The organism is Desulfosoma caldarium (assembly GCF_003751385.1).
Taxonomy (GTDB): Bacteria; Desulfobacterota; Syntrophobacteria; order Syntrophobacterales; family DSM-9756; genus Desulfosoma; species Desulfosoma caldarium.
This window is the reverse complement of sequence record NZ_RJVA01000011.1, coordinates 382,733-404,655: the sequence shown is the minus strand read 5'-3', so window position 1 is coordinate 404,655 and position 21,923 is coordinate 382,733. Positions and strand designations below refer to the sequence as shown.

The window sequence follows — 21,923 nt, the reverse complement described above, 5'->3', positions numbered from 1 at the left end:
GCCGTTTCAGCACTTTCGGCTTCTATTCTGGCATCGCGGCCCCATGAACATCCATGCATGGAAACCTCCTAGGCCGAAGGTACGGGCCTACCTTTGCATTTCCTTCCGGTTCAGGACCTCGCGCATCACGGCCGCGACGAGTTGTTGCAGGCCCGGGTTTTCGCTTTCGCGAGGGCCTGCCACATTGAGCACGCGAATTCCGTGGCTTTCTCCCCAGCTTCGAATATGGCGGGCCATGGCCTTCAGATCGAGAGCGCCATCGAGGGAAATCACAAGGCACGGCTTGTGGTGCTGGTGTGCCAGGCGAATAGTCAAAGCTGTGCCTCCCGAGGGCTTCCCTCGACAAAAGACCAGCGTGCCGTCCGAATCCAACACATTGGCTTCCGTGCGTGCCCGATAGGCCGAAGAGGCGTGCTCTTGAAGAGGGTACCGGTCGGGAATGCGCCCATCTTCCGCCCGGCGCCCTCGAGGGCACCAGCCACCGCAGGGGTGCCCCAGATCCAAAGCCGCGTCCAGAGCTCCTCGGTCCACGCCGGTTTGTCCTCCGGAGACGACCTTTTCAAAAATGGTGTCGCGATTATCACTCACTGTGTTTCTCTCTCGCTGCGTGGCACACCCGGTCCCAGGACCACTCGAGCCACCGTGACGGCACCGACCCAGGCGGCTCCGGCGTCCTTGAGGGCATCAGCACATTCACTGAGCGTGGTGCCGGTGGTCAAGACATCGTCCACAAGGACGATCCTTTTGCCGCGCACCGCGCTTTCATCGATCACTTCAAAGGCCCCACGCACATTGCGCAATCGTTCCCGACGCGAAAGGCGGGTCTGCGGCCGCGTGGAACGGATTCGTCGAAGGACGGTCACCTTCACCTGCACAGGCCGGGAACAGCTTCGCGCGGCAAACTGGGCCAGCAGCGCGGCCTGATTATACCCTCGCCGCTGCACTCGACGCCGATGCATGGGCACGGGAACCAGCAGTTCGCACTGGTCCAATAGATCCCTTGTAGGGCTATGATACCCAATGAGGCGTCCCAGAGCTGAAGCCCAGTGGAGTCGGGCGCCGAATTTGAGCTGCACGATGCCACGGCGCACCGCGCCTTCATAAAAAGCTGCGGAACGGGCCACATCAAAACGATAATGGCTATAAAGGCATTCCCCGCACAGGTGATCCGGCATGGCTTCCGAAGCGGCGTAAGGGCGGCCGCAGGTGGGGCACAGGGGCGAAGAGACGAACCGCACCTGCTGCAGGCATTGGGAACACCAGCCCAGGGTCGAACCATGCCCGCAGATTGTGCCGCAAGCGGCGCACCGCGGCGGAAACATGACATCGGCCAGCCATTCCAGAATCCATGAAAACACTTTGAGGGAACGCCAAACACTTGACACGTTGCCCCCTTTGAAGACTTTACGGGGCCAGGCGCTCGATGACGGCATCGGCGAATTGGGAACACTTCACTTCACGAGCGCCATCCATCATGCGCGCCAGATCATAGGTGACGATCTTGTCCGAAACGGTGCGTTCCAGAGCTCGTTCCACAAGGCGCGCCGCTTCGTTCCAGCCCAAATGGTCCAGCATCATGGCTCCGGAGAGCAGGACGGAACTGGGGTTCACTTTGTCCAGACCCGCGTATTTGGGAGCCGTGCCATGCGTGGCTTCAAATAGGGCGCATCGGTCTCCGATGTTGGCTCCCGGAGCCATGCCCAAACCGCCAACCTGGGCGGCCAGGGCATCCGAAAGGTAGTCTCCGTTCAGGTTGGGTGTGGCCAGCACGTGGTATTCTTCAGGGCGCAGCAGGGCCTGCTGAAACATGGCGTCGGCGATGCGATCCTTGAGGACGACTGTGCCCTGAGGTGCCTGGCCGTTCCATCGGTTTTCCAATTCTTCTTCCGTGACCGTCTTATCTGGGAATTCTCGAGCCGCCAGTTCATAGCCCCATTGGCGAAAAGCCCCTTCGGTGTATTTCATGATGTTTCCCTTGTGCACCAGAGTCACCGAGGGCAAGCCATGCTGCAGGGCATAACGAATGGCTCGCCGCACCAGCCGTTCCGTGCCGAATCGGCTGATAGGCTTAATGCCGATGCCGGCCTGTTCCCGCACACATACGCCCAATTCTTCACATAAAAAGGCGCGCACCTTCTCCGCTTCACGGCTTCCGGCCGGCCATTCAATGCCGGCATACACATCTTCCGTATTTTCGCGAAACACCACCATGTTCACCCGTTCCGGGTGTTTCATGGGAGACGGCACGCCGCGCACCCATCGCACCGGGCGCACGCAAGCATAGAGGTCCAGCACCTGGCGAAGGGTGACATTAAGGCTGCGCATGCCGCCACCAACCGGCGTGGTCAGCGGTCCTTTGATGGCCACCACGCACTTCCGTATGTCTTCGACGGTTTGGTCCGGTAGCCATTGACCGGTGCGCGCAAAGGCCTTTTCGCCGGCCAAGAGTTCTTTCCACACAATCTCGCGAGACCCTTGATAGGCGGCTCGCACCGCCGCATCCAACACCCGTTGAGCCGCCCTCCAAATGTCCGGGCCCGTGCCATCCCCTTCGATGAACCCGATCACGGGTCGTGACGGCACGCACAGGCGCCCCTGATCATCCACGGTGATCCATTGTCCTTGATTTCCTGTCATCTGCACTCTTTGCATCCTTTCCGTCTTCACACCGCCGACTTACGCGCGGCACCTCATGGCGACCAAAACCCATGGTCCCGCCTGCCGGTGCCTTTCCTTGCCAAAGCCTAAAGCCTCATACCGACGTGTCACTTCCGAAACCTGTTCTTCCAACAATCCGCATAGGCCCAGCCGTCCTCCGGGCTCAACCTTTTGGGCCAGCACGTCCGCCATGGCCATCAGAGGTCCCGCCTGAATATTGGCCACCACCACGGCGAAACGGCCGGGAACGTTTTCCGCCGTGCCCATAAAAAATTGCACGGAGGCCGCCTTGGGATTCAGGATTTGGTTTTTCTGGGCAATCTCGATGGCGTCCGCATCGTTGTCTACGGCCATCACGGGACGAAATCCGAGAAGTGCTCCGGCCAGGGCCAAAATACCGGAACCTGTCCCCACATCCAGCAAAGAGGGCGCCGGCGCACTCGACCATGTGGCCATGACGTCTTCAAGCCATTCCAGACACAACCGCGTGGTTTCGTGATGGCCGGTACCAAAAGCCATGCCGGGATCCAGGGTCAGCACCACATCGTGGGCTTGCGGCGTGTAAGACTCCCACGTGGGTGTAATCACCAATCGCCGTCCCACTCGAAGCGGTTTGAAACCCTCCTTCCACCGGGCGTTCCAGTCGGCGTCCTCGCAGAACCCATAGTTTACGGCCCCGGCCCACGGCAACCCCAAGGACGCATGAAAGTTTTCCACCACCTTTTCCAAGACGGTCTTCCAGTCCGAAGCCGCTTTTTCCGCGGAAAGATAGAGCCGCACCGCATTGTCCTGCACCTGAACGCCAACGCCAAAAAGGTCCGCCAGGACCGCAGCCAACTCATCGCATACCGACTCTGGGCACGGCACGTCTGCCATCCACCATCCCTTACCCACATTCACCTCCTTGAAGGAAAAACATTCCCCGCTTTTCATTAAACCCTTTCGATGCTAACGATCCCCTCGATGTCCGTCACCCTCGCCTGGGGTGAAGAACGCAGCGGGCGATGCCTTTTCGGAAAGCAAAGGGCCTCCTTAGGGTTTGATCCACAGGGTAAGCGCTGTGCCGCCACGCCGGTGAATCCCCGGCTCCTGGATCCTCATGGGCGACGGCGCGGCTCAGGCAAGAGGCAACATAACAAAACAGAGAAACATGTGGGAGGGATTCATGGCTGTCACGGCAATTGTTCCGGCTCGCTACGCTTCCAGCCGATTTCCCGGAAAACCTTTGGCCCTCATCCTGGGAAAGCCCATGATTCAATGGGTGGTGGAGCGGCTTGTGGTCTGTTCGGCACTGGATCGCATCGCGGTGGCTTCCGATGATGAGCGGATTTTGAGCCTCGTGCGTTCGTTGGGTGTGGAAGCCGTGCCCACATGCTCGAATCATGCCAGCGGTACGGATCGACTGGCCGAAGCGGCCAACAAGCTCGCTCTGGCCCCCTCTGACTGGGTCGTGAACGTGCAGGGAGATGAGCCCGAGGTGGATGCGACCATTGTGGAATCTCTGGTTCGCACAGCTTGGGAACATCCCGTCGCACCCATGGCCACCCTGGCCTACGCCACGGACGACATGAAAGCTTATCTGGATCCCAATGTGGTCAAGGTGGTGACGGACCAAAGTGGAAAAGCTCTTTATTTTTCTCGAGCGCCCATTCCCCATCGGCGCGAGGCGGGGCCAAAGCCTATTCCGTTTCTTAAGCACCTGGGGTATTACATCTATCGAGCCGATTTTCTGCACCACTTTGCCTCCCTGCCCCCAACGCCTTTGGAAATGTCGGAAAAACTCGAACAACTGAGGGCTCTGGAACACGGCTATGCGATAGCCGTGGGCCTCTCCCCCAAGGATACCTGCGGCATCGACACGCCGGAAGACCTCATTCGTTTGGAAAACCGGTGGCGGTCACACGAGGGCTGAAGGGCCACCTGGCAATAAATCCGCTCTCGATCGTGGGTGGGTTGGAACACGTTTTTAACGCCTTTTGTCGTCGCGACCGGGCAGAAGAAACGCTTCGCCGTAGGGTTTTTCGGGGGCCTTTGGACGGCCGAAGGCGTCGATGTCTTCCAGAAATTCTAGGTAGGTCATCACGTTTCGAGCGACTCGCGGAAGGCGAAGGGCTTTTTCATGCGCGCGCCACGAACCGGAAGGCCATTCATCTTGCAGCCGAAGCCGTTCGAGCGGATCACGACACGAGCTGCTCATAGCGTTCCTCCAAGCCGTAGTACGAAAAGATTTTTTAGACTTCCTCGAGATCAATGCCTTCCTAGCGAACCAAGGATTCCAGATCGGCCATTTCACAAAACGTTCTGGAGGGATCGTTTTTCATGGCAAAAAACCTTAAGGGCAATCAAGTGCTCGGGCTTGACCACCGGAAGGTCCTTTCTGCCAAAAGCGGCCATGCGTCGAACCGTCGAAAAGATTTCTTCGGCCGCCTCAGGGCCGACATTCACGAAATCCATTCTGTCCAGCCCCTCTAAGAGATGCACGCGATTGAAAAACCCTTAGGACTCGGCGGTGGTTTCATAGGCCAAAGATTCCAAAAACGAGACAATCGCCTCTCGACTTTCGCTTCTTGCAATAAGATCAAGGTCAGCCGTCGCCGCACATAACCGTAGTTTTAAAGGGCAAACGCGCCGATCAGCGCGTAATCCATTCCGCGCTTATCAAAGAACTCCACGAGAAGCTCATGTATTTGCCGAAACTTCACGGTGTCGATCGCTTCGCCCTTGGAGGCCCTGGGTCTGACATTCTGTGGGTCCCTTCCGACCTTATGGCACATTTGCTTACCCTTGGCCACGGAAAGGTACAATGCCTTTGTGATCATGCTCGCTCACTTTCCATGAATGTGCCCCCGTGAGGCGGATCATCGCAGGAACGCCGCAACGGATAAAAGGCCTCTTCGCGTTAAGCCAATTCCAGCACAGACCACGTTTCCTGTATGTTCTTCAAAATCGTTTGCGAGACATGGGCCTTGTCATTGGGAATTTTCTCGATAGAATGGCGCGATTTGATAAGATTTGGCCCCAAAGGGCTCGGGTTTCAGGAACGCTCACGTCACGGTGGACATCGGGCTTGAAGAGCTCCTTGGCCGAAAAGGCGGACCTTCGGGCCGTGCCTGCGCAGAAGGGGATGGCTGCGCTTGGTGGAAAAAGCGAGGAATTTAGACAAGGGTTCGGGAGCACGGTCGCCGACGCCATTCGAAGACACGGTGCGGGCCGCGCCCAAGGGGCTTTAAGAAAGAGAAAGAAAAACCCCATGACCACACCCTGGCAAAGACCACCGGCTGTCATTGTTTTGGAAGACGGCACCGTGTTTCGAGGCCGAGTGTTCACCTCTGCCCATCAGGGCCGTGTACTGGGCGAGGTGGTCTTCAACACGGCCATGACCGGTTATCAGGAAGTCCTCACGGACCCTTCCTACAAGGGGCAGATCGTCACCATGACCTACCCCTTGACCGGCACCTATGGCATCAACGACGAGGACATGGAATCGGCCCGCATTCAAGTGGAAGCCTTTCTGGTCAAGGAATACCAGGATTTTCCCAGCAATTGGCGCAGTCGCCGATCTCTGGCCCAATTTCTGGACTCCCAGGGCGTGTTGGGCGTGGAAGGCATCGACACGCGCCGCCTGACCCGTCACATACGCCTGGTGGGGGCCATGCGCGGCATCATCGCCACGGATACGGACAACGTTGGCGAACTCTTGGACCAGGTGCGGGCCTTTCCCGGCCTGGTGGGCGTGGACATGGTGCAAAAGGTCACGTGTTCCGCACCGTATCGGTGGGAAAACGGCCCTCAGCCCGAAGCGGTCTGGAAGGAGGGCCATGCTGGATTTCGTGTGGCAGCGCTGGATTTTGGAGTCAAGTACAATATCTTGCGAAACCTCGAGCGGTGCGGATGCCAGGTTTTAGTCTTTCCGGCGCACACTTCGGCTGAGACGATTTTGGCGGCACAACCTGACGGCATCTTTCTTTCCAACGGCCCTGGGGATCCCGCGGCCGTCACCTACGGCATCGAGACGGTGCGCAAGCTTTTGGGCCAAAAACCCATGTTTGGCATCTGCCTGGGCCATCAGCTCATGGGCCTGGCCCTGGGAGGCCGCACTTTTAAGCTCAAGTTCGGTCATCGAGGCGCCAACCAGCCGGTCAGGGACCTGCGCACGGGCCGCGTGGAAGTGACAAGCCAAAATCACGGGTTCTGCGTGGACCTGGAATCCATGAAACATGTGCCGGTACAACCGACCCACATCAATTTGAACGACAACACCTTGGAAGGCATGGAGCACTTGGCAATCCCCGCCTACAGCGTCCAGTATCATCCGGAAGCCGCTCCCGGTCCTCACGATGCCACGCACCTTTTCGACCGATTCGTCCAGCTGATGGGCCGCAACAAAGGCCTTTCTTCGTCCGAGACGCCTCGGCACCATGATTCCTGAACCCTGCTCGTGCCATGGAGCTTCTGGTCTATGCCCAAAAGGACCGACATTCACAAGATTCTTATCATCGGCTCCGGCCCCATCATCATCAGCCAAGCCTGCGAATTTGACTATTCGGGCACCCAGGCCTGCAAGGCTTTGAGAGAAGAAGGCTACCAGGTGGTGCTCATCAACAGCAATCCCGCCACCATCATGACCGATCCCGAGATGGCCGACCGCACGTACATCGAACCCATCACGCCGGAAGCCGTGGCCAAGGTCATCGAAAGGGAGCGACCTGACGCCCTGCTGCCCACCCTCGGGGGCCAGACGGCGCTCAATGCGGCCGTGCGTGTGGCGGAAATGGGTGTCCTGGATCGGTTCGGCGTGACCATGATCGGCGCCCGCGTGAATGTCATCAAAATGGCCGAGGACCGGCAACTTTTTCGGGACGCCATGACCCGCATCGGGCTCAGAGTTCCTCGAAGTGGCATCGCCAATTCGGAAAGGGATGTGTTGAACATTGCCGAGGCCATCGGATTCCCGGTGATCGTTCGGCCCTCTTTCACTTTGGGGGGCACCGGAGGGGGTGTGGCTTACAATCGAGAAGAGCTGGTGGAATTGGCTCGAGCCGGCCTGGATGCCAGCCTCATTCGGCAGGTCATGCTGGAAGAGTCGGTGCTGGGATGGAAGGAATTTGAACTGGAACTCATGCGGGACCACATGGACAACGTGGTCGTTATTTGTTCCATCGAAAACATGGACCCCATGGGTGTGCACACGGGCGATTCCATCACGGTGGCTCCCGCGCAAACCCTCACCGACCGTGAATACCAAAAGATGCGCGATGCGGCCATTGCCATTCTTCGAGAGATCGGCGTGGAAACCGGTGGCTCCAACGTGCAGTTCGCCATCCATCCCAGGGATGGAGAGATGGTGGTCATCGAAATGAATCCCCGTGTGTCGCGCTCTTCCGCTCTGGCTTCCAAAGCCACCGGCTTTCCCATCGCCAAGATTGCCGCAAAGCTTGCCGTGGGCTATTCCCTGGACGAACTCGCCAACGACATCACTCGAGAAACCAAGGCCTCCTTTGAACCCACCATCGACTATGTGGTGGTCAAAATTCCTCGGTTCACCTTTGAAAAATTCCCCGAAACCGAGGACCTTCTCACCACGTCCATGAAGTCTGTCGGAGAAACCATGGCCATCGGTCGCACGTTCAAGGAAGCTTTGCAAAAGGCGGTGCGATCGTTGGAAATGGGTCGTTTCGGTCTTGACGAACCATGGGCCCAAAACAGTCCCGAACACCGGGAAGCTTTGCGGCAGGCCTTGTGCCGCCCCAATTCAAAGCGACTTTTTCAGATCGCAACAGCCTTTCGCCTGGGCTTTTCCGTGGACGAGGTGCACGCGCTGACGGCCATCGACCCCTGGTTTTTGGAACACATTCGAGAAATCGTGGAAATGGAAGCCGCACTGCGCTCGAAGCGCCTTACGGAACATGCGGAAGGCATGCGCCTGGTCAAGAGTTGGGGCTTTTCCGATCGCCGAATCGCCGAACTTTTGGGATCGGACGAAGACTCCGTTCAAAAGCTTCGCCAAAGCCTTGGCGTGCGGCCCGTCTACAAGCTCGTGGACACATGCGCCGCCGAATTTGAAGCTTACACGCCGTATTTTTATTCCACGTACGAGGAAGAAGACGAAGCACGACCATCGTCCCGGCAGAAGGTCATGATTCTGGGTGGCGGCCCCAACCGCATCGGCCAGGGCATCGAATTCGACTACTGTTGTGTCCACGCGGCCTTCGCCCTCAGGGAACTGGGCATCGAATCCATCATGGTCAATTCCAACCCTGAAACCGTTTCCACGGATTACGACACCTCGGATAAACTCTACTTCGAGCCGCTCACGCGAGAAGACGTGCTGCACATCGTGGAAACGGAAAAACCTCAAGGGCTCATTGTGCAATTTGGCGGCCAGACGCCCTTGAACCTAGCCGTGCCCTTGGAACGGGCCGGAGCCTCCATTGTGGGAACGTCGCCCAACGCCATCGACCTCGCCGAAGACCGCAAACGTTTTCAGCACCTTCTGCACAGCCTGGGGCTGAAGCAGCCGGAAAACGCCACGGCCCTTTCGACCGATGAGGCCGTGGAAGCGGCGCGTCGCATCGGGTACCCGGTGGTGGTACGACCCTCGTACGTGCTGGGCGGACGTGCCATGGAGATCGTCTATGATGAACCCAGCTTACGCCGTTTCGTGGACGTGGCGGCCTTGGTGTCGCCGGGACATCCCATCTTGATCGACAAGTTCCTGGAAGATGCCGTGGAATTGGACGTGGACGCCATCTGTGACGGAGAAATCACGGTCATCGGTGGCATCATGGAACACATCGAAGCCGCCGGCATACATTCGGGAGACAGCGCCTGTGTGCTGCCACCTGTGAATCTTTCCCGACAGATGCACGAAGAGGTCAAGCGCCAGACGCGCCTTTTGGCCCACGGGCTGGGCGTGGTGGGGTTGATGAATGTGCAGTTTGCCATTCAGCACAACACCATCTATGTGCTGGAAGTGAACCCTCGAGCTTCGAGAACGGTGCCTTTTGTGAGCAAAGCGACCGGTGTGCCTCTGGCCAAGGTCGCCACCAAAGTCATGCTGGGCCACAAGCTTCGAGATCTGGGGTTTGACCGGGAAAGGGAACTGCGCCATGTGTCGGTTAAAGAATCCGTTTTCCCCTTTTCTCGCTTTCCCGGTGTGGATATTCTGTTGGGGCCGGAAATGAAATCGACCGGAGAAGTCATGGGGATTGACAGAAATTTCGGGCTGGCTTACGCCAAGGCGCAGATGGCGGCCGGCTACACGCTGCCCCTTTCCGGGACTGTATTTGTGAGCGTCCACGACAAGGACAAGGAGGCGGTGGTGCCCATCGCTCGTGCGTTTCATGACATGGGCTTTTCCCTGATCGCCACGGCGGGCACGCGCGCCTTTCTCACGGACCACGGCGTGCCTGCCAGGAAGGTTCATAAACTTGCCGAAGGCCGTCCTCACGTGCTGGACTACATCAAAAATCAGGACGTCCATCTGGTGATCAACACGAGCTTTGGCCCGAAAACGTATTCCGATGCCTACCGGATTCGACGCGCGACCGTTTTTTACAATCTTCCTTACGCCACCACTTTGGCCGGAGCCAAGGCCATGGCTCAGGCCGTGGCCGCGCTGCGTCAGGGAGATTGGCATGTGCGAGCGATTCAGGACTATTTGGAAGAAATGTCATCGAAAAGCCCTTGAGCAAGATGGCGGCCTGCAGAGTCATCGCAAGGACGACACATTCATGAAGGCGCACACCATCCCTTTTTTCAACAGGAACCACCAACCGAGCCGTCGTGAGGAATGCGGCGTCTTTGGCGTGTTCGGCCATGAGGAAGCTGCCAAATTGACCTACTTCGGCCTCTACGCTTTGCAGCATCGAGGCCAGGAAAGCGCCGGCATCACCACTTCCGATGGGTGCCACATCTACGACTCCAAGCACATGGGGCTGGTCTCCGAAGTCTTTAAGGAAGACACCCTCAAAAGCCTCAAGGGCCACCTGGCCATCGGCCATGTGCGCTATTCCACCACAGGATCTTCACGGCTGGCCAACGCGCAACCTTTTGTCGTTTTACACAAAAACGAATACTACGCCATCGCCCATAACGGCAATTTGATCAATGCGGCACTTTTACGGCGCGACTTGGAACGGGAAGGGACCATCTTTCAGTCCACCATGGACACGGAAGTGATTGTGCACCTTATGGCTCGAGGGCTTGATGATGGGCTGGAGCAGGCTCTGACCAACGCCCTGGCCAAAGTGAAAGGGGCCTATTCCCTCGTTTTGTGCACGCGAAATACCCTCATTGGAGCTCGGGACCCTCGAGGTTTTCGTCCTCTATGTCTGGGACAGTTGAACGGAAGCTATGTGCTGTCTTCGGAAACCTGCGCTTTGGACCTCATCGAAGCCACCTACATTAGGGATGTGGAACCGGGAGAAATCGTCATCATTGACCGTCATGGGCTGCGATCCATTAAACCCTTTGCGCGGGTTCCCAGTGCCTATTGCATCTTTGAATTCATCTACTTTGCCCGGCCCGATAGCACCATCTTCGGCCAGAACGTCTACAGCTGCCGCAAGCGCCTGGGGCATCTCATGGCCCAGGAAACCCCCATTGCGGCGGATCTTGTGATGCCCTTTCCCGATTCCGGCACCTACGCGGCCCTGGGGTATTCCGAGGAATCGGGCATCCCTTTGGAAATGGGGGTCATTCGAAACCATTACGTGGGTCGAACCTTCATTCAACCCTCCCAGACCATGCGCGATTTCGGCGTGCGCATCAAACTCAATCCGGTTCGCGAAATTCTTCGTGGCAAACGGGTCATTATCGTGGAAGATTCCATCATTCGAGGCACCACGACGCGAACCCGCATCAAGACCCTTCGGGAAGCCGGAGCCCGCGAAGTGCACATGGTGGTGAGCTGCCCGCCGCACCGACATCCCTGCCCCTACGGCATCGATTTTTCCACCAAGGGTGAGCTCATCGCCGCCCAGCACAGTGTGGAAGAAATCCAAGCGTTCATCGGCTTGGATTCCCTGGCCTACCTTTCTCTGGAGGGGCTGTTGAAGGGGGCGGGAGCGTCCCTGCAGAATCATCCCTACTGTCTGGCGTGTTTCACGGGGGATTATCCCGTGGCGTTTCACGAAGAGGTGCGAAAGGACTGCTTTGAATAAGAGAGTGTCAAGTAGGTTGAGATTGGGTTCGCCAACGCCGTCTTCACGGGATGGAAACAGAACCCTGAGCGCTCGAGATCTGGTGCGGATCGCCAAGGATGTTCTGCACATCGAGGCCGAGGGGCTCTTGACCCTCATGGAGCACGTGGATGAAAGCTTCGCTCGGGCCGTGGAATGGATCTATGCCTCCCCAGGGCGAGTTATTGTGACCGGCGTGGGCAAATCGGGCATCGTGGGCCGAAAGATCGTGGCCACTCTGAGTAGCACCGGAACACCGGCTCTTTTTCTGCACCCCGTCGAAGCCATGCACGGGGATCTCGGCATGGTCCGCTCGGAAGACATCGTCCTTGCCCTTTCCAACAGCGGAGAAACGGACGAAATCAACTTCATTCTGCCCAGCCTGCGGGCCATCGGCACCAAGATTGTCGCCTTTACCGGGAATCTGGATTCGACTCTGGCCCGCCATTGCGATTTGGCCATCTTTACGGGAGTGCCTCGAGAAGCCTGCCCCTTTGGCCTGGCACCGACAGCCAGTTCCACGGCTATGCTGGCCATGGGAGATGCCCTGGCGGTGGCTTTGATCAAGAAGCGCGATTTTTCGGTGATGGAATTTCGGCGCTATCATCCGGGAGGACAATTAGGCCAGAGGCTTCAGAGCCATGTGATGGATGTCATGCGCCGGGGCGATGCCATTCCCATGGTGTCGACGGACTGCTTGCTGATGGAAGCCGTGCGCGTTATGTCGGAAAAAGGGTTGGGAGCCACCTTGGTGGTGGATGCCGATGAAAAACTGACGGGAATCGTCACGGACGGCGATCTGCGAAGGGCCCTGGAACGGTTCGTATCGGTGGTGAATGTGCGCGTCTCTGAGGTTATGACGGCCAACCCCAAGGCGTTGGAACCCGACCGAAAGGTAGGGGAAGCCATTGAAATCATGGAAAAGCACCTGGTCACCGTCCTTCCCGTCATCGATGCCGCGCACAGGATCGTGGGCGTTCTTCACCTTCATGATCTGCTAGGAAAGGGTCAGGTTCGCTTTTCTTTATAGGATATCACGATGACCGACTGCCGTCTGCGCGGACTCTGGTGCCGCCTCTACATTCCCGACGATCTAGACGCCATGGATTGGCCGGGGTTCGTCGCGGCCGCGGCGCCGTTCGTGGATGGCTGGGTGATCGATCCACCGTTTTGGAGGCTTTCCGAACGAGGGGTGCCCCTGCGGGCTCAAGACCTTGAAACGATTCCGGAACTCATCCCTCGGCTTCCCGATTATCACCCTGTAGCGGTGCGCATCACGGGACGTGACCGTGCGGAAACCTTGGACAACGTTCACCGGCTCGAACAAGCCCTGGAAAAAGACGCGCACTTCTCGCGCCTTTTGTGGCTGGACACACCTCTGTATTACCACGGCAATCGAGGACTTCCCACTTTATACCAGCAGCTGGCCGTGGTGTCCCATCGGTCCTTCGTCTTGGAAAACGACCCTCATCGCGTTCGGCCGGCCAAGGCCTGGGGACGGCACGTGAACCTGCGCACCAGCGTCGTGAAACTTCTGGCCGCCAATCCTCGCATAACCGGCCTCATTCATCACGGGTCGCTTAAAAGGGTTTTGACCTACGCCAAGGCCGTCGTGAAACGTCCGGACTTCGGCCTCATGGACGGTGAAGAACGACCCTTTCTGGAATACCCCAGCACCACAGGTCTGGTCTCCATCACGGCCAATGTGGTGCCGCGGCTCTGGAAAAAACTCATGGACCGAAAGAGCCTCAGTGCCCGTGCTCAGGACACTCACGGCTACATGGCCGTGATGAAAGGGCTTCTGAAGCTTCTCGACGCCATGGACCCGGAACCGGTGCGCACCGTGCCGTGGGCGCTTCACCACCTGGGGTTTCTTCACGAAGCCTCGCCACTTCCCGATGATCGCGCACGGCGGCTTTTGCGATGCCTTGAAAGTGCAGGGCACTGATGTACGGACAGATCCTCTCGTTCATCGTGGCGCTTACCCTTTTTTCCTTGCACGAACCCGGCCATGAAACCCTGCGCCCTCCCGTGAAAACCCTGTCCTTGACCGTCGCCGTCTTTGCCGCCTTTTTCCTGCTGTGCGCGGTGTTTTTCGGGCGCCTACAGGCGTCCCTGAAAAAAGGCGCCACGCCGGGTAGGGTTTACGCACGATTCATCAAGCTCCAAAGCCATTTGACGGTCCTGGCTTTGGGGTTTCTTGCGGTCCAAGTGTTCGTGTTCAACATCAAAGACTTCTTTCAATGGATACCCGGCTTTGCCCGCTCTACGACTCTCTCCGGCCTGGTGGGCCTCGTGCTTTTTTTACTGCATTTGGCCGCCATCTGGTTTTGGGCCTATCCCCTCCACCGGCGCCTGACCGGTTCCATGGTCAGTCGACGCGCCTACGTTCAAGGTCAGTTCGGTTTTTATACGGCGCTTCTTCTGCCCTGGTTCTTCATCGCGCTCCTTTTGGACGCTCTGCAATGGGTGCCTCTGCCCCCCTTCTTTGCCTCGGACCTGGGACACCTCGTGCTCTTCGGCGCTGTTTTCGCCCTTTTTCTGTGCCTGGCTCCGCCGATCATTGTCCGGCTGTGGCGCTGTTCCTCCGTGCCTGCGTCCCCTTTGCGAGACCGCCTGGAAGCCTTTTGCCAATCCCAGAATTTTCGGCTCGGCGACTTTCTCCTGTGGCCCCCTCGCGGAGGAGAACACCTCTCGGCGGCTGTGCTCGGCATTCTGCCTCGATTTCGCTATATTCTCATCACTCGAGGGCTTTTGCAGCTCCTGAACGAACAGGAACTTAAGGCGGTGGTAGCCCACGAGATGGGTCACGTGAAACGGTTTCACGCCCTTTTTTATCTTTCTTTGTTCCTTGCCTACGCGGCCGCTTCCTACGCCCTGCACGATATGATCCTTCTTATGATCCTTCGGGAAAAATGGGCCCTTCACTGGGCGCTTTCCCAGGACACCTTTTACCGAAACCTTTTCAGCCTGCTCTACAGCCTTCCGGTCCTGGCCGTGCTTGTGCTTTACTTTCGCTATCTTTTCGGATATTTCATGCGCAATTGCGAACGCCAAGCGGACCTTTTCGCCCTGAAAACCCTTGGGGATCCTTACCCTCTGGTCTCGTCATTGCAAAAGATCGCGTTTCACAGCGGCCAGATCGATAATGTGCCCAGCTGGCATCACTACAGCATTCGAGAACGCGTGCATATGCTGCTTGCGGCCGCCGAAAACCCAGAACTCATGGCAGCCCACAACCGCAAACTGTGGCGATCCGCCGCGGTGTTTTTTCTCGCCTTGACCCTGCTGATTCACGGAGCCATTCAGTTTCGCTATTCCAACAAGGCGCAGGCATGGCGGCAGGAAATCCAGCTGCACATTTTGGAAGCGGAACTGCAACTGGACAAAAAAAAGCCGGAACTGTACATGGCCTACAGCGCTCTGCTCCTGCAGCGGCAGCGCTATCATCACGCTCGATTGATCCTGGAAGAGGGCTTGAGGCTGGCCCCGAATCACTCCGGCATACTGAACAACCTGGCATGGCTGTACGCCACGGCGCCTCCACCCTACCGGCATCCTTCAAGGGCTCTTGAACTGGCTTTACGTGCCGCCGCCATACAGCCGGATCCCTACGTGCTCGACACCTTGGCCGAAGCCTATTACGTCAACGGCCGCTACGCCGAGGCTTTGGAAACAATTCGGCGCGCCATCGCGCAAAAGCCCGAGAGATTGCGTTATTACGTGGAACAAGAAGAGAAGTTCAAGGACGCCCTAAAAAAGGTGCCGCCTTAAAGAACGGGTTGGGTCCCCAAAAGGGGCAACGACAAGGCGCCCCCTGCGCCAAAAGGGAGCGCCCGAAAGGGTTTAGAATCGAGTCACGATGGTGATCAGGTGCGCCACCTCGGACAAGGGGGCGTTGAGATTGGCTCGATGGTTGGCGAGAAACCCGCCCAGGTCTCCATCCAAAACCAGCCATGGATCCATCTGTTCCGCCCGATGCAATTCATGAAGAATTTCATCCATAATATCCACGGCATCCAGAGTCACCAGCTGTTCGTAAAATCCCACACGGCACACCTTGAGAATTTCATACATCACATGGGCGACCCCTTTGGCGTAATAAAAGTAGTCGTCCACATCAAACCAACTCACCGAGCTTCCGTCAGGATACCGATCGATGATGAGGCTCTTGTTCACGTTGCCTAGAAGGTCGCCATAGGACTTCAAGAGCGACAACAGGTTGTCCACACGGTAGTAGAAGCTGCGCCGGCCGGTTTTGAGCTTTTCCAAGAATTTCTTGAGGTGATCCACGGCCTCGCTGTAGGAGGTCTCCGCCGAAGGAAACCAAAAGAGCGTGGCCTTGTTCATGAAAAGATTCAAGGCGTCTTCCAGGTCTCGATCATAGGTGTCCGCTTCGCCCATGCGGGTTAGGCTGTCTTTGAGGCGCAAGGTGGTGAAACGCATGGCTTCTAGAACACCTAGTTGGTAGTTGTTGATGTTGTCGGTAAACCGGCCCAAAATCAGGTCGTTGGGGCGCCATCCCAAAAAACGGCCCTTCAGTTCATGCTCCATGAGCTTGATCATGGTTTCCACAAAGGTCACGCCGGGTATCGGTGAAATCTCAGGGAGCACCACGCCGTGTTCTTCGCCCTTTTCCTCTCCAGCATGTCCGGGAAGAGCCGGCGGGTGAAGCTCTACCTTGGCTCCAGGCGCGGCTTCTTTGCCTCCTGGCGTGGATGCCGGCGCATGGAGCGTCGGTCCTGAAGGGACCGGCTTCACTTCCAGGGTAGGATGTGACGAAGGCGCTTTGTGCTCTTCCGTCGAAGGGGTCCCTGCTGGCGCCTGCTGCGAAGAAGGCTCGGGAGCCGCCTTGACGGAGGGAGCCTGAGACGGGGTCGACGAAGCGCCTTCCAAGGTGTGCTTTTGCAGCGCCAAGGCGTTTGCGGCCATGAAAAACACTGCGCCGATCAACAAAACTCCAAGGCTCAAAGGTCTCACCCGTTTTCCCGTCGCACAGCGCGAAGGGGCGGAAGGGGTCCGTGCGCATCGGCTCATGATCTGCTCCTTTTCTCCTAAAGGCGGCTAGCGCTCACCGTAGTATGTGGCACATGAATCCTTGGACTCCCATGCGGACACACTGTGCACTCGCCGGTGCGGACCGTCTATGACGGCCGAAAGGGTTTCAAAGAGATACCGAGCAATAAGTTCTGATGAAGGATTTTTGTCCTGAAAATAGGTAAGATCGTTCAGATATTGATGGTCCAGCTGATGCAGAGCCTTTCGCAACGCGTCCTTGACTTCGCCGAAATCCACAAGCACGCCGCTTTCTTCCAAGCGGTCTCCTCGCACCGTCACTTCCACTTTCCAGTTGTGGCCGTGAAGGTTCTCACACCGCCCTCGAAAATTGCGCAGGTTATGCGCCGCGGCAAAATCCGCCATCACCTTGACTTCATACATGGGCACTTTGTCCTTCCCGCATCTCGTTCAGGCCGCTCCGCACACCCCTTCGACGCCCTTGTGTCAAATCCCATCTTCCTTCAAGCGCTTAGTCATTAAACTCAAGACCTCTTTTTTTGTCAATCGTCAGAACAGGCGCAAGCCCCTGGGGCACGGCGCCCTTTTTGACTATTGACAGGCTGGGTCGAATTCTTTAGAAAGGGCCAAAAAATGGCGGTGTAGCTCAGTTGGTCAGAGCATGCGGCTCATATCCGCAGTGTCCGGGGTTCGAAGCCCTGCACCGCCACCATTTTCGAAAGATTGGGACCGCCACGACCAAGGCGGTCCTTTTTTTGTATTGAAATCCGATGGATGTTCCGATAAAGAGTCGAGAATGAAAGAAGAGATTGGGTCTTTGGTCCGCGTGCGCTCGAGGTTCTCGAGCGCCCCTGATCCATGTCAAAGGAAAGGACGAAAGATGACTTTGACCAAAGCGCAGATCGTCGACAACCTCTTTGCCGAAAACGTGTTCACCAAGGCCGAATCCGCTCAAATTGTGGAGACACTTTTTGAGATTATCAAACAGACCCTGGAAGACGGAGAGGACGTGCTCATCAGCGGATTTGGTAAATTTAGTGTGAAGCAGAAGAATCAGCGTCGCGGGCGCAACCCGCAAACCGGCGATCCCATTCAGTTGCCTCCGCGCCGCGTGGTGACCTTCAAGTGTTCCGGGGTTCTGCGCGACCGCATCAACCATGGTGGGTGAGCCGCGTGAAACGCTTGGTCCTTCCATGAAGGTCCCGCATGCATCCATCGACGTCAGGGAACCTGGGCACGCCACATGGGCTCCCACGGGTCCACTGACCCTCAAGACCGTCGCCGACCATTGGAAAACCCTTCAGAACCTGTGGATCCATCCATCCCTTCGGCATGTGGTGGTGGATGTGTCCGGCCTGGACGCCGTGGACAGTGCCGGGTTGGTGCTGTTAAAGAGCGTGCGGGACCGTTGCGCTCAGCGTGCCATCGCCTTTGAACTGAAGGGGGTTCCCGAGCGGTTTCAAGCCTTTTTCACCTTTGGGGGTCTCCAGCGCACGCAGGGCACAAAGGTTTCGGCACCAAGGCCTGCTCGGGGCTTTGTGACGCGGCTTGGTGAAGCATCTCTTGAGGCCTGGCAAGATCTGCGAGACATGGTCCTTTTTGTCGGAAACGTCACGGTCGCCTTTTTCCCCTGCTGTCTTCATCCCAAACGGTTTCGAATCAAGGAAGTGCTCTATTATGTGCAGCGGGCCGGATCGGAAGCCATGCCCATCGTGTTTCTCGTGAGCTTTCTCATGGGCTTGATCATGGCCTTTCAAGCCGCGGTGCAGCTTCGGCAATTTGGTGCCAACATCTTTGTGGCGGACCTGGTGAGCCTGGCCCTCACGCGAGAATTGGGCCCTCTCATGACGGCCATCATTCTCGCAGGCCGCTCCGCCGCGGCCTTTGCCGCCGAAATTGGCACCATGAAAGTCAACGAAGAAGTGGATGCGCTGACGGTCATGGGGTTCAACGTCACCGAATATCTCATCATGCCCAAGGTGAACGCTTTAGCCATTTCGGGTCCTTTACTCACCGTCTTTGCCAACACCTCGGGAATCCTTGGCGGCCTGGTGGTGGGCACGCTCGGCTTGGACCTCACCCCTGCCAGCTTTATTGTGGAAGTGGGGCAGATTCTTACGGTCACCGATGTGCTTTCGGGTCTGGCCAAAAGTTTCGTCTTTGCGGTGTTGGTGGCTTTAGTGGGGTGTCTGCGAGGGCTTCAAACGGAAAAATCGGCGGACAGTGTGGGCCGCATGACCACATCGGCCGTGGTCACATCTATTTTCATGATCATTTTGGCCGATGCAGCCTTTACCGTGCTCTATCATGTTTTTGACATATAAAAAGGGGCTGCGAACGGAAGGTGTGAAAGGGGCTGCCACAGCACGTGGCGAGGCCTGCGGTGTTTGCTGACCATGAGGAAAGGACTTTCACGAAATGGAGGCGCAAAGAGAGCGTCGTTGCCCTGGATGTGAGGCGTGAGATGGGTGCCATGGAACCCACCATGCCTTTTTCGGGCGACGTCATGATTCACACCGACGATTTGACCCTGGGCTACGGGGACCGCCTGATCCTCCGAGATGTGACATTTTCCGTTTACACGGGGGAAATCGTCGCCGTACTGGGCGGCAGCGGGTGCGGTAAGAGCACCCTGCTCAAGGCCCTGATCGGGCTTCTTCCGCCTCTTCGCGGATCCGTGTGGATCGGCGGCCGGTGCATCACGGGCCCGCAAGGGGATATGGCCCTTGAAGCCGTTCGCCGGCACATCGGCGTGCTGTTTCAGTACGGCGCTCTGCTGGGATCCCTTTCCATCGCCGACAACGTGGCCATGCCCCTTGAAGAATTTACCGACTTGCCCCGGCGATTGATTGAAGACATCGTGCATTTCAAATTGGAAACAGTGGGTCTTGCTGACTACGCGCACTTCATGCCGTCCGAATTGAGCGGCGGCATGCGTAAGCGGGCGGCCCTGGCTCGAGCCATGGCGTTGGATCCACAGATTCTTTTTTGTGATGAGCCGTCCGCAGGTCTGGACCCCATCACTGCCGCCGAATTGGATGAACTTCTCATGGAATGCAATCGCGCCCTGGGCATCACCATGGTGGTCATCACTCATGAGCTGGCCAGCATTGAAACCATCGCCACGCGCTGCATCATGCTGGACAAATCCGCTCAAGGCGTCATCGCCGTCGGAACGCCGGAGAAACTGAAAAACGAAAGCACAGACCCCCGGGTGCGCGCTTTCTTTCACCGCCAACCGGCCATGCTGCGGGCGGCGGAGCTTGGGGGCAGCGTGCCCAGTTGAGGAGGATTTCTGTGGGTCGTCCGTTAAACCCTTTCCGCATTGGTCTCTTTGTACTCTCCTGTGGGCTCTTGGGCCTCATCGCTGTTCTATGGCTTGGAGCCTCTCATTTCTTTGAAGAGACTCGACCCTACGTGACCTATTTCGCAGAGTCGGTCAAAGGGCTGCAAAAGGATGCCATTGTCAATTACCGGGGCGTCGCCGTCGGCCGAGTCGTTTCCATCGGCTTGGGTCCCGATGGGCGCCTTATTGAAGTGGTCATGCATCTTCGACCCGACTTTCTCATTGATGATAGCTTGGCCATTCGCTTGCGAGAACAAGGCATCACGGGTCTGCGTTTTCTTGAAATCGACACGGCCCCTCCCAACATCCCTGAGGTCACGCCCAAGCTGGATTTTCAACCACCGCACCCCGTGATTCGTTCCTACCCTTCGGAAATTCAGGAACTGAAAATGGCCCTGGAAAGCCTTTATGGAAAAATTCTGGCCATGGATTTGGAAGGCCTCACGGAACAATGGAAAGAGGTGGGCGCATTGGTGGCCGAGGTCGTGGGTGGAGAAGATCTTGCGGAAACCCTGAAAAACCTTCGCCACGGCACGGAAGCTCTGGCACACCTCGGGCAAATCCTGGAAGCCACTCTGAATCGCAATGAGCTGGAAATCATCACAAAACATGTGCGCCGCGGCATGAAAGACTTGTCCAGGACGGCAGCCCATCTTGAAAAAGCCATCAAATCCAAGGACCTTCACGAAAGCCTCAAAAACCTTATAGCCAGCTTGGCCTCTGCCAGGGACGCCACGCAGACCCTAGCCGCTTTGTCCCAAGAAACCCATGCCGCCATGACTCAATGGAAAGCCCAGTCCCAGGAAACGCTGATCCTTTTGACCCAGGACCTCTATGCTCTGAAAAAACTTTTGGACCAGCTCACCGCCACCGTGCGCGCTTTGCGGGAAGAACCGCAAAAAATTCTGTTTCCCGGACGCTTTCAAGACCCTCTGGAGAAGCCAAAGCCATGAAAATGAAATTCTTTTTCGGCCTCCTTGTGATGATGGCCTTCGCCGCTGCGGGATGCGGTGCCCTCCTTCCTACGGCAACCCCTCCCGTGTATTACCAGGTCCAGGCGCCCGACGCATCGTCATGGGGCTGCGCCAGCTCAAAGCCCGAACCCTTGCGGGTCTGGGCATTGGACGGCGCCGCGCCCTATGACCGCAACGAACTGGTGCTGGTCACAGGCGATCATGCGCTGCAGCTTTCATCGCGATACCGTTGGATCAGCACGCCGGGAGAAATGCTCGGACAGGCCATTGTGGAAACGGCATCCCAAGTTCGGGCCTTTTCTGTCGTCAATGTTCCGGGCAGTCCGGGTTTTCTTCCGGAACTACACTTGGGAGGTCGCATCCGTGAATTCAATTTTCAGCTTTCCCCAGGGCGCGCAGAAGCCGTCTTGGACGTGCGGATCATCGTTTGGCGGGAAGCCAACCCCAAAAAGCTGGTCTTTCAAAAAACCTATCGCGCCACTGAAACCGTCGTTCAGGAGACCTCTCCGGAAGAACTCACCCGAGCCATGAACCGAGTGGTGGCTCGATGGATGCAAGAACTTATGAACGATCTGTGCCAGGCTTCCTTTGACACCGCCTCGTAGGGCTAGGCTGTTATCAGGGTCCTTCGAAGGCGCCTTGACTGAGCGCACAGCCCTCTGGCCGCATGGCCGGCCGAGGAGACGCTCACGCTCCAGAAAACCGTCGCCTTTTTTGAACACACATCCTTTTCAGAGCCTTTTGCGG

General features: G+C 57.4%; 20 protein-coding genes and 1 tRNA gene. 13 read left to right on the top strand and 8 right to left on the bottom strand.

All coding sequences use genetic code 11. From position 1 onward, the window contains the following. Positions 1-87: 87 nt before the first annotated feature. Genes EDC27_RS07715 through EDC27_RS07700 form a run of 4 tightly spaced genes read right to left on the bottom strand, consistent with a single transcriptional unit; the run spans position 88 to position 3,552 of the window. Complete coding sequence (locus EDC27_RS07715; protein ID WP_123290019.1) at positions 88-588, bottom strand: putative molybdenum carrier protein; 501 nt, start codon at positions 586-588, stop codon at positions 88-90. Beyond that, a complete protein-coding gene (locus EDC27_RS07710; RefSeq protein ID WP_170161686.1) occupies positions 585-1,385 on the bottom strand; it encodes a ComF family protein in 801 nt (266 codons plus the stop codon). The genes EDC27_RS07715 and EDC27_RS07710 overlap by 4 nt, the downstream gene beginning before the upstream one ends. Before the next feature lie 19 nt (positions 1,386-1,404). Then, a complete protein-coding gene (icd, locus tag EDC27_RS07705) occupies positions 1,405-2,637 on the bottom strand; it encodes an isocitrate dehydrogenase (NADP(+)) (RefSeq protein ID WP_123290017.1) in 1,233 nt (410 codons plus the stop codon). Positions 2,638-2,676: 39 nt separating this feature from the next. Continuing rightward, positions 2,677-3,552 carry a 50S ribosomal protein L11 methyltransferase gene (locus EDC27_RS07700; protein WP_170161685.1) on the bottom strand — a complete coding sequence of 292 codons (876 nt, stop codon included), beginning with the start codon at positions 3,550-3,552 and terminating at the stop codon, positions 2,677-2,679. A 271-nt stretch (positions 3,553-3,823) separates the two neighbouring features. Here EDC27_RS07700 and kdsB point away from each other — a divergent pair, with 271 nt between their 5' ends. After that, positions 3,824-4,570, top strand: coding sequence for a 3-deoxy-manno-octulosonate cytidylyltransferase (kdsB, locus tag EDC27_RS07695; protein WP_123290145.1), 747 nt, complete (start codon positions 3,824-3,826; stop codon positions 4,568-4,570). Between the two features lie 54 nt (positions 4,571-4,624). Here the strand turns inward: kdsB and EDC27_RS07690 are convergent, their stop codons facing one another. Together EDC27_RS07690 and EDC27_RS15980 are read right to left on the bottom strand one after the other, a co-directional pair. Beyond that, positions 4,625-4,855 carry a hypothetical protein gene (locus EDC27_RS07690; RefSeq protein ID WP_123290015.1) on the bottom strand — a complete coding sequence of 77 codons (231 nt, stop codon included), beginning with the start codon at positions 4,853-4,855 and terminating at the stop codon, positions 4,625-4,627. Between the two features lie 92 nt (positions 4,856-4,947). After that, positions 4,948-5,112: a hypothetical protein gene (locus tag EDC27_RS15980; RefSeq protein WP_170161684.1), complete on the bottom strand. Its 165-nt coding sequence runs from the start codon at positions 5,110-5,112 to the stop codon at positions 4,948-4,950. A 796-nt stretch (positions 5,113-5,908) separates the two neighbouring features. Between EDC27_RS15980 and carA the strand changes: the two genes are divergently transcribed. From carA to EDC27_RS07655, 6 genes are read left to right on the top strand one after another with little or no spacing between them, the layout of a single operon-like run. Further along, a complete protein-coding gene (gene carA / locus EDC27_RS07680; RefSeq protein ID WP_123290144.1) occupies positions 5,909-7,087 on the top strand; it encodes a glutamine-hydrolyzing carbamoyl-phosphate synthase small subunit in 1,179 nt (392 codons plus the stop codon). A gap of 30 nt (positions 7,088-7,117) precedes the next feature. Further along, complete coding sequence (gene carB / locus EDC27_RS07675) at positions 7,118-10,348, top strand: carbamoyl-phosphate synthase large subunit (protein WP_123290013.1); 3,231 nt, start codon at positions 7,118-7,120, stop codon at positions 10,346-10,348. 43 nt (positions 10,349-10,391) lie between these two features. Beyond that, a complete protein-coding gene (gene purF / locus EDC27_RS07670; RefSeq protein ID WP_123290012.1) occupies positions 10,392-11,822 on the top strand; it encodes an amidophosphoribosyltransferase in 1,431 nt (476 codons plus the stop codon). Then, on the top strand, positions 11,815-12,870 hold the full coding sequence (locus EDC27_RS07665) for a KpsF/GutQ family sugar-phosphate isomerase (RefSeq protein ID WP_245994336.1): 1,056 nt from the start codon (positions 11,815-11,817) through the stop codon (positions 12,868-12,870). The genes purF and EDC27_RS07665 overlap by 8 nt, the downstream gene beginning before the upstream one ends. A 9-nt stretch (positions 12,871-12,879) precedes the next feature. Continuing rightward, positions 12,880-13,788 carry a dihydrodipicolinate synthase family protein gene (locus EDC27_RS07660; RefSeq protein WP_123290011.1) on the top strand — a complete coding sequence of 303 codons (909 nt, stop codon included), beginning with the start codon at positions 12,880-12,882 and terminating at the stop codon, positions 13,786-13,788. Next, positions 13,788-15,614, top strand: coding sequence for a M48 family metallopeptidase (locus EDC27_RS07655; protein WP_123290010.1), 1,827 nt, complete (start codon positions 13,788-13,790; stop codon positions 15,612-15,614). Before EDC27_RS07660 ends, EDC27_RS07655 begins: the two co-directional genes overlap by 1 nt. A gap of 72 nt (positions 15,615-15,686) precedes the next feature. Here the strand turns inward: EDC27_RS07655 and EDC27_RS07650 are convergent, their stop codons facing one another. Both EDC27_RS07650 and queD read right to left on the bottom strand, forming a co-directional pair. Next, on the bottom strand, positions 15,687-16,877 hold the full coding sequence (locus EDC27_RS07650) for a DUF2333 family protein (RefSeq protein WP_123290009.1): 1,191 nt from the start codon (positions 16,875-16,877) through the stop codon (positions 15,687-15,689). Between the two features lie 27 nt (positions 16,878-16,904). Next, the gene (gene queD, locus EDC27_RS07645; protein ID WP_123290008.1) at positions 16,905-17,279 is read right to left on the bottom strand and encodes a 6-carboxytetrahydropterin synthase QueD; all 375 of its coding nucleotides are present in this window, start codon (positions 17,277-17,279) and stop codon (positions 16,905-16,907) included. A gap of 212 nt (positions 17,280-17,491) precedes the next feature. Between queD and EDC27_RS07640 the strand changes: the two genes are divergently transcribed. The 6 genes from EDC27_RS07640 to EDC27_RS07615 all read left to right on the top strand — a co-directional run bounded on the left by EDC27_RS07640 (position 17,492) and on the right by EDC27_RS07615 (position 21,781). Next, positions 17,492-17,568: transfer RNA gene (locus tag EDC27_RS07640), tRNA-Met, on the top strand. Between the two features lie 168 nt (positions 17,569-17,736). Continuing rightward, positions 17,737-18,024 (top strand): integration host factor subunit alpha, encoded by a 288-nt coding sequence (locus EDC27_RS07635; RefSeq protein WP_123290007.1) that lies wholly within the window; start codon positions 17,737-17,739, stop codon positions 18,022-18,024. 25 nt (positions 18,025-18,049) lie between these two features. Further along, complete coding sequence (locus EDC27_RS07630; protein ID WP_170161683.1) at positions 18,050-19,180, top strand: ABC transporter permease; 1,131 nt, start codon at positions 18,050-18,052, stop codon at positions 19,178-19,180. A gap of 161 nt (positions 19,181-19,341) precedes the next feature. Further along, complete coding sequence (locus tag EDC27_RS07625) at positions 19,342-20,142, top strand: ABC transporter ATP-binding protein (protein ID WP_123290142.1); 801 nt, start codon at positions 19,342-19,344, stop codon at positions 20,140-20,142. An 11-nt stretch (positions 20,143-20,153) separates the two neighbouring features. After that, the gene (locus EDC27_RS07620) at positions 20,154-21,155 is read left to right on the top strand and encodes an MlaD family protein (protein WP_170161682.1); all 1,002 of its coding nucleotides are present in this window, start codon (positions 20,154-20,156) and stop codon (positions 21,153-21,155) included. Next, positions 21,152-21,781, top strand: coding sequence for an ABC-type transport auxiliary lipoprotein family protein (locus EDC27_RS07615; RefSeq protein WP_170161681.1), 630 nt, complete (start codon positions 21,152-21,154; stop codon positions 21,779-21,781). Before EDC27_RS07620 ends, EDC27_RS07615 begins: the two co-directional genes overlap by 4 nt. Positions 21,782-21,923: the final 142 nt, after the last annotated feature.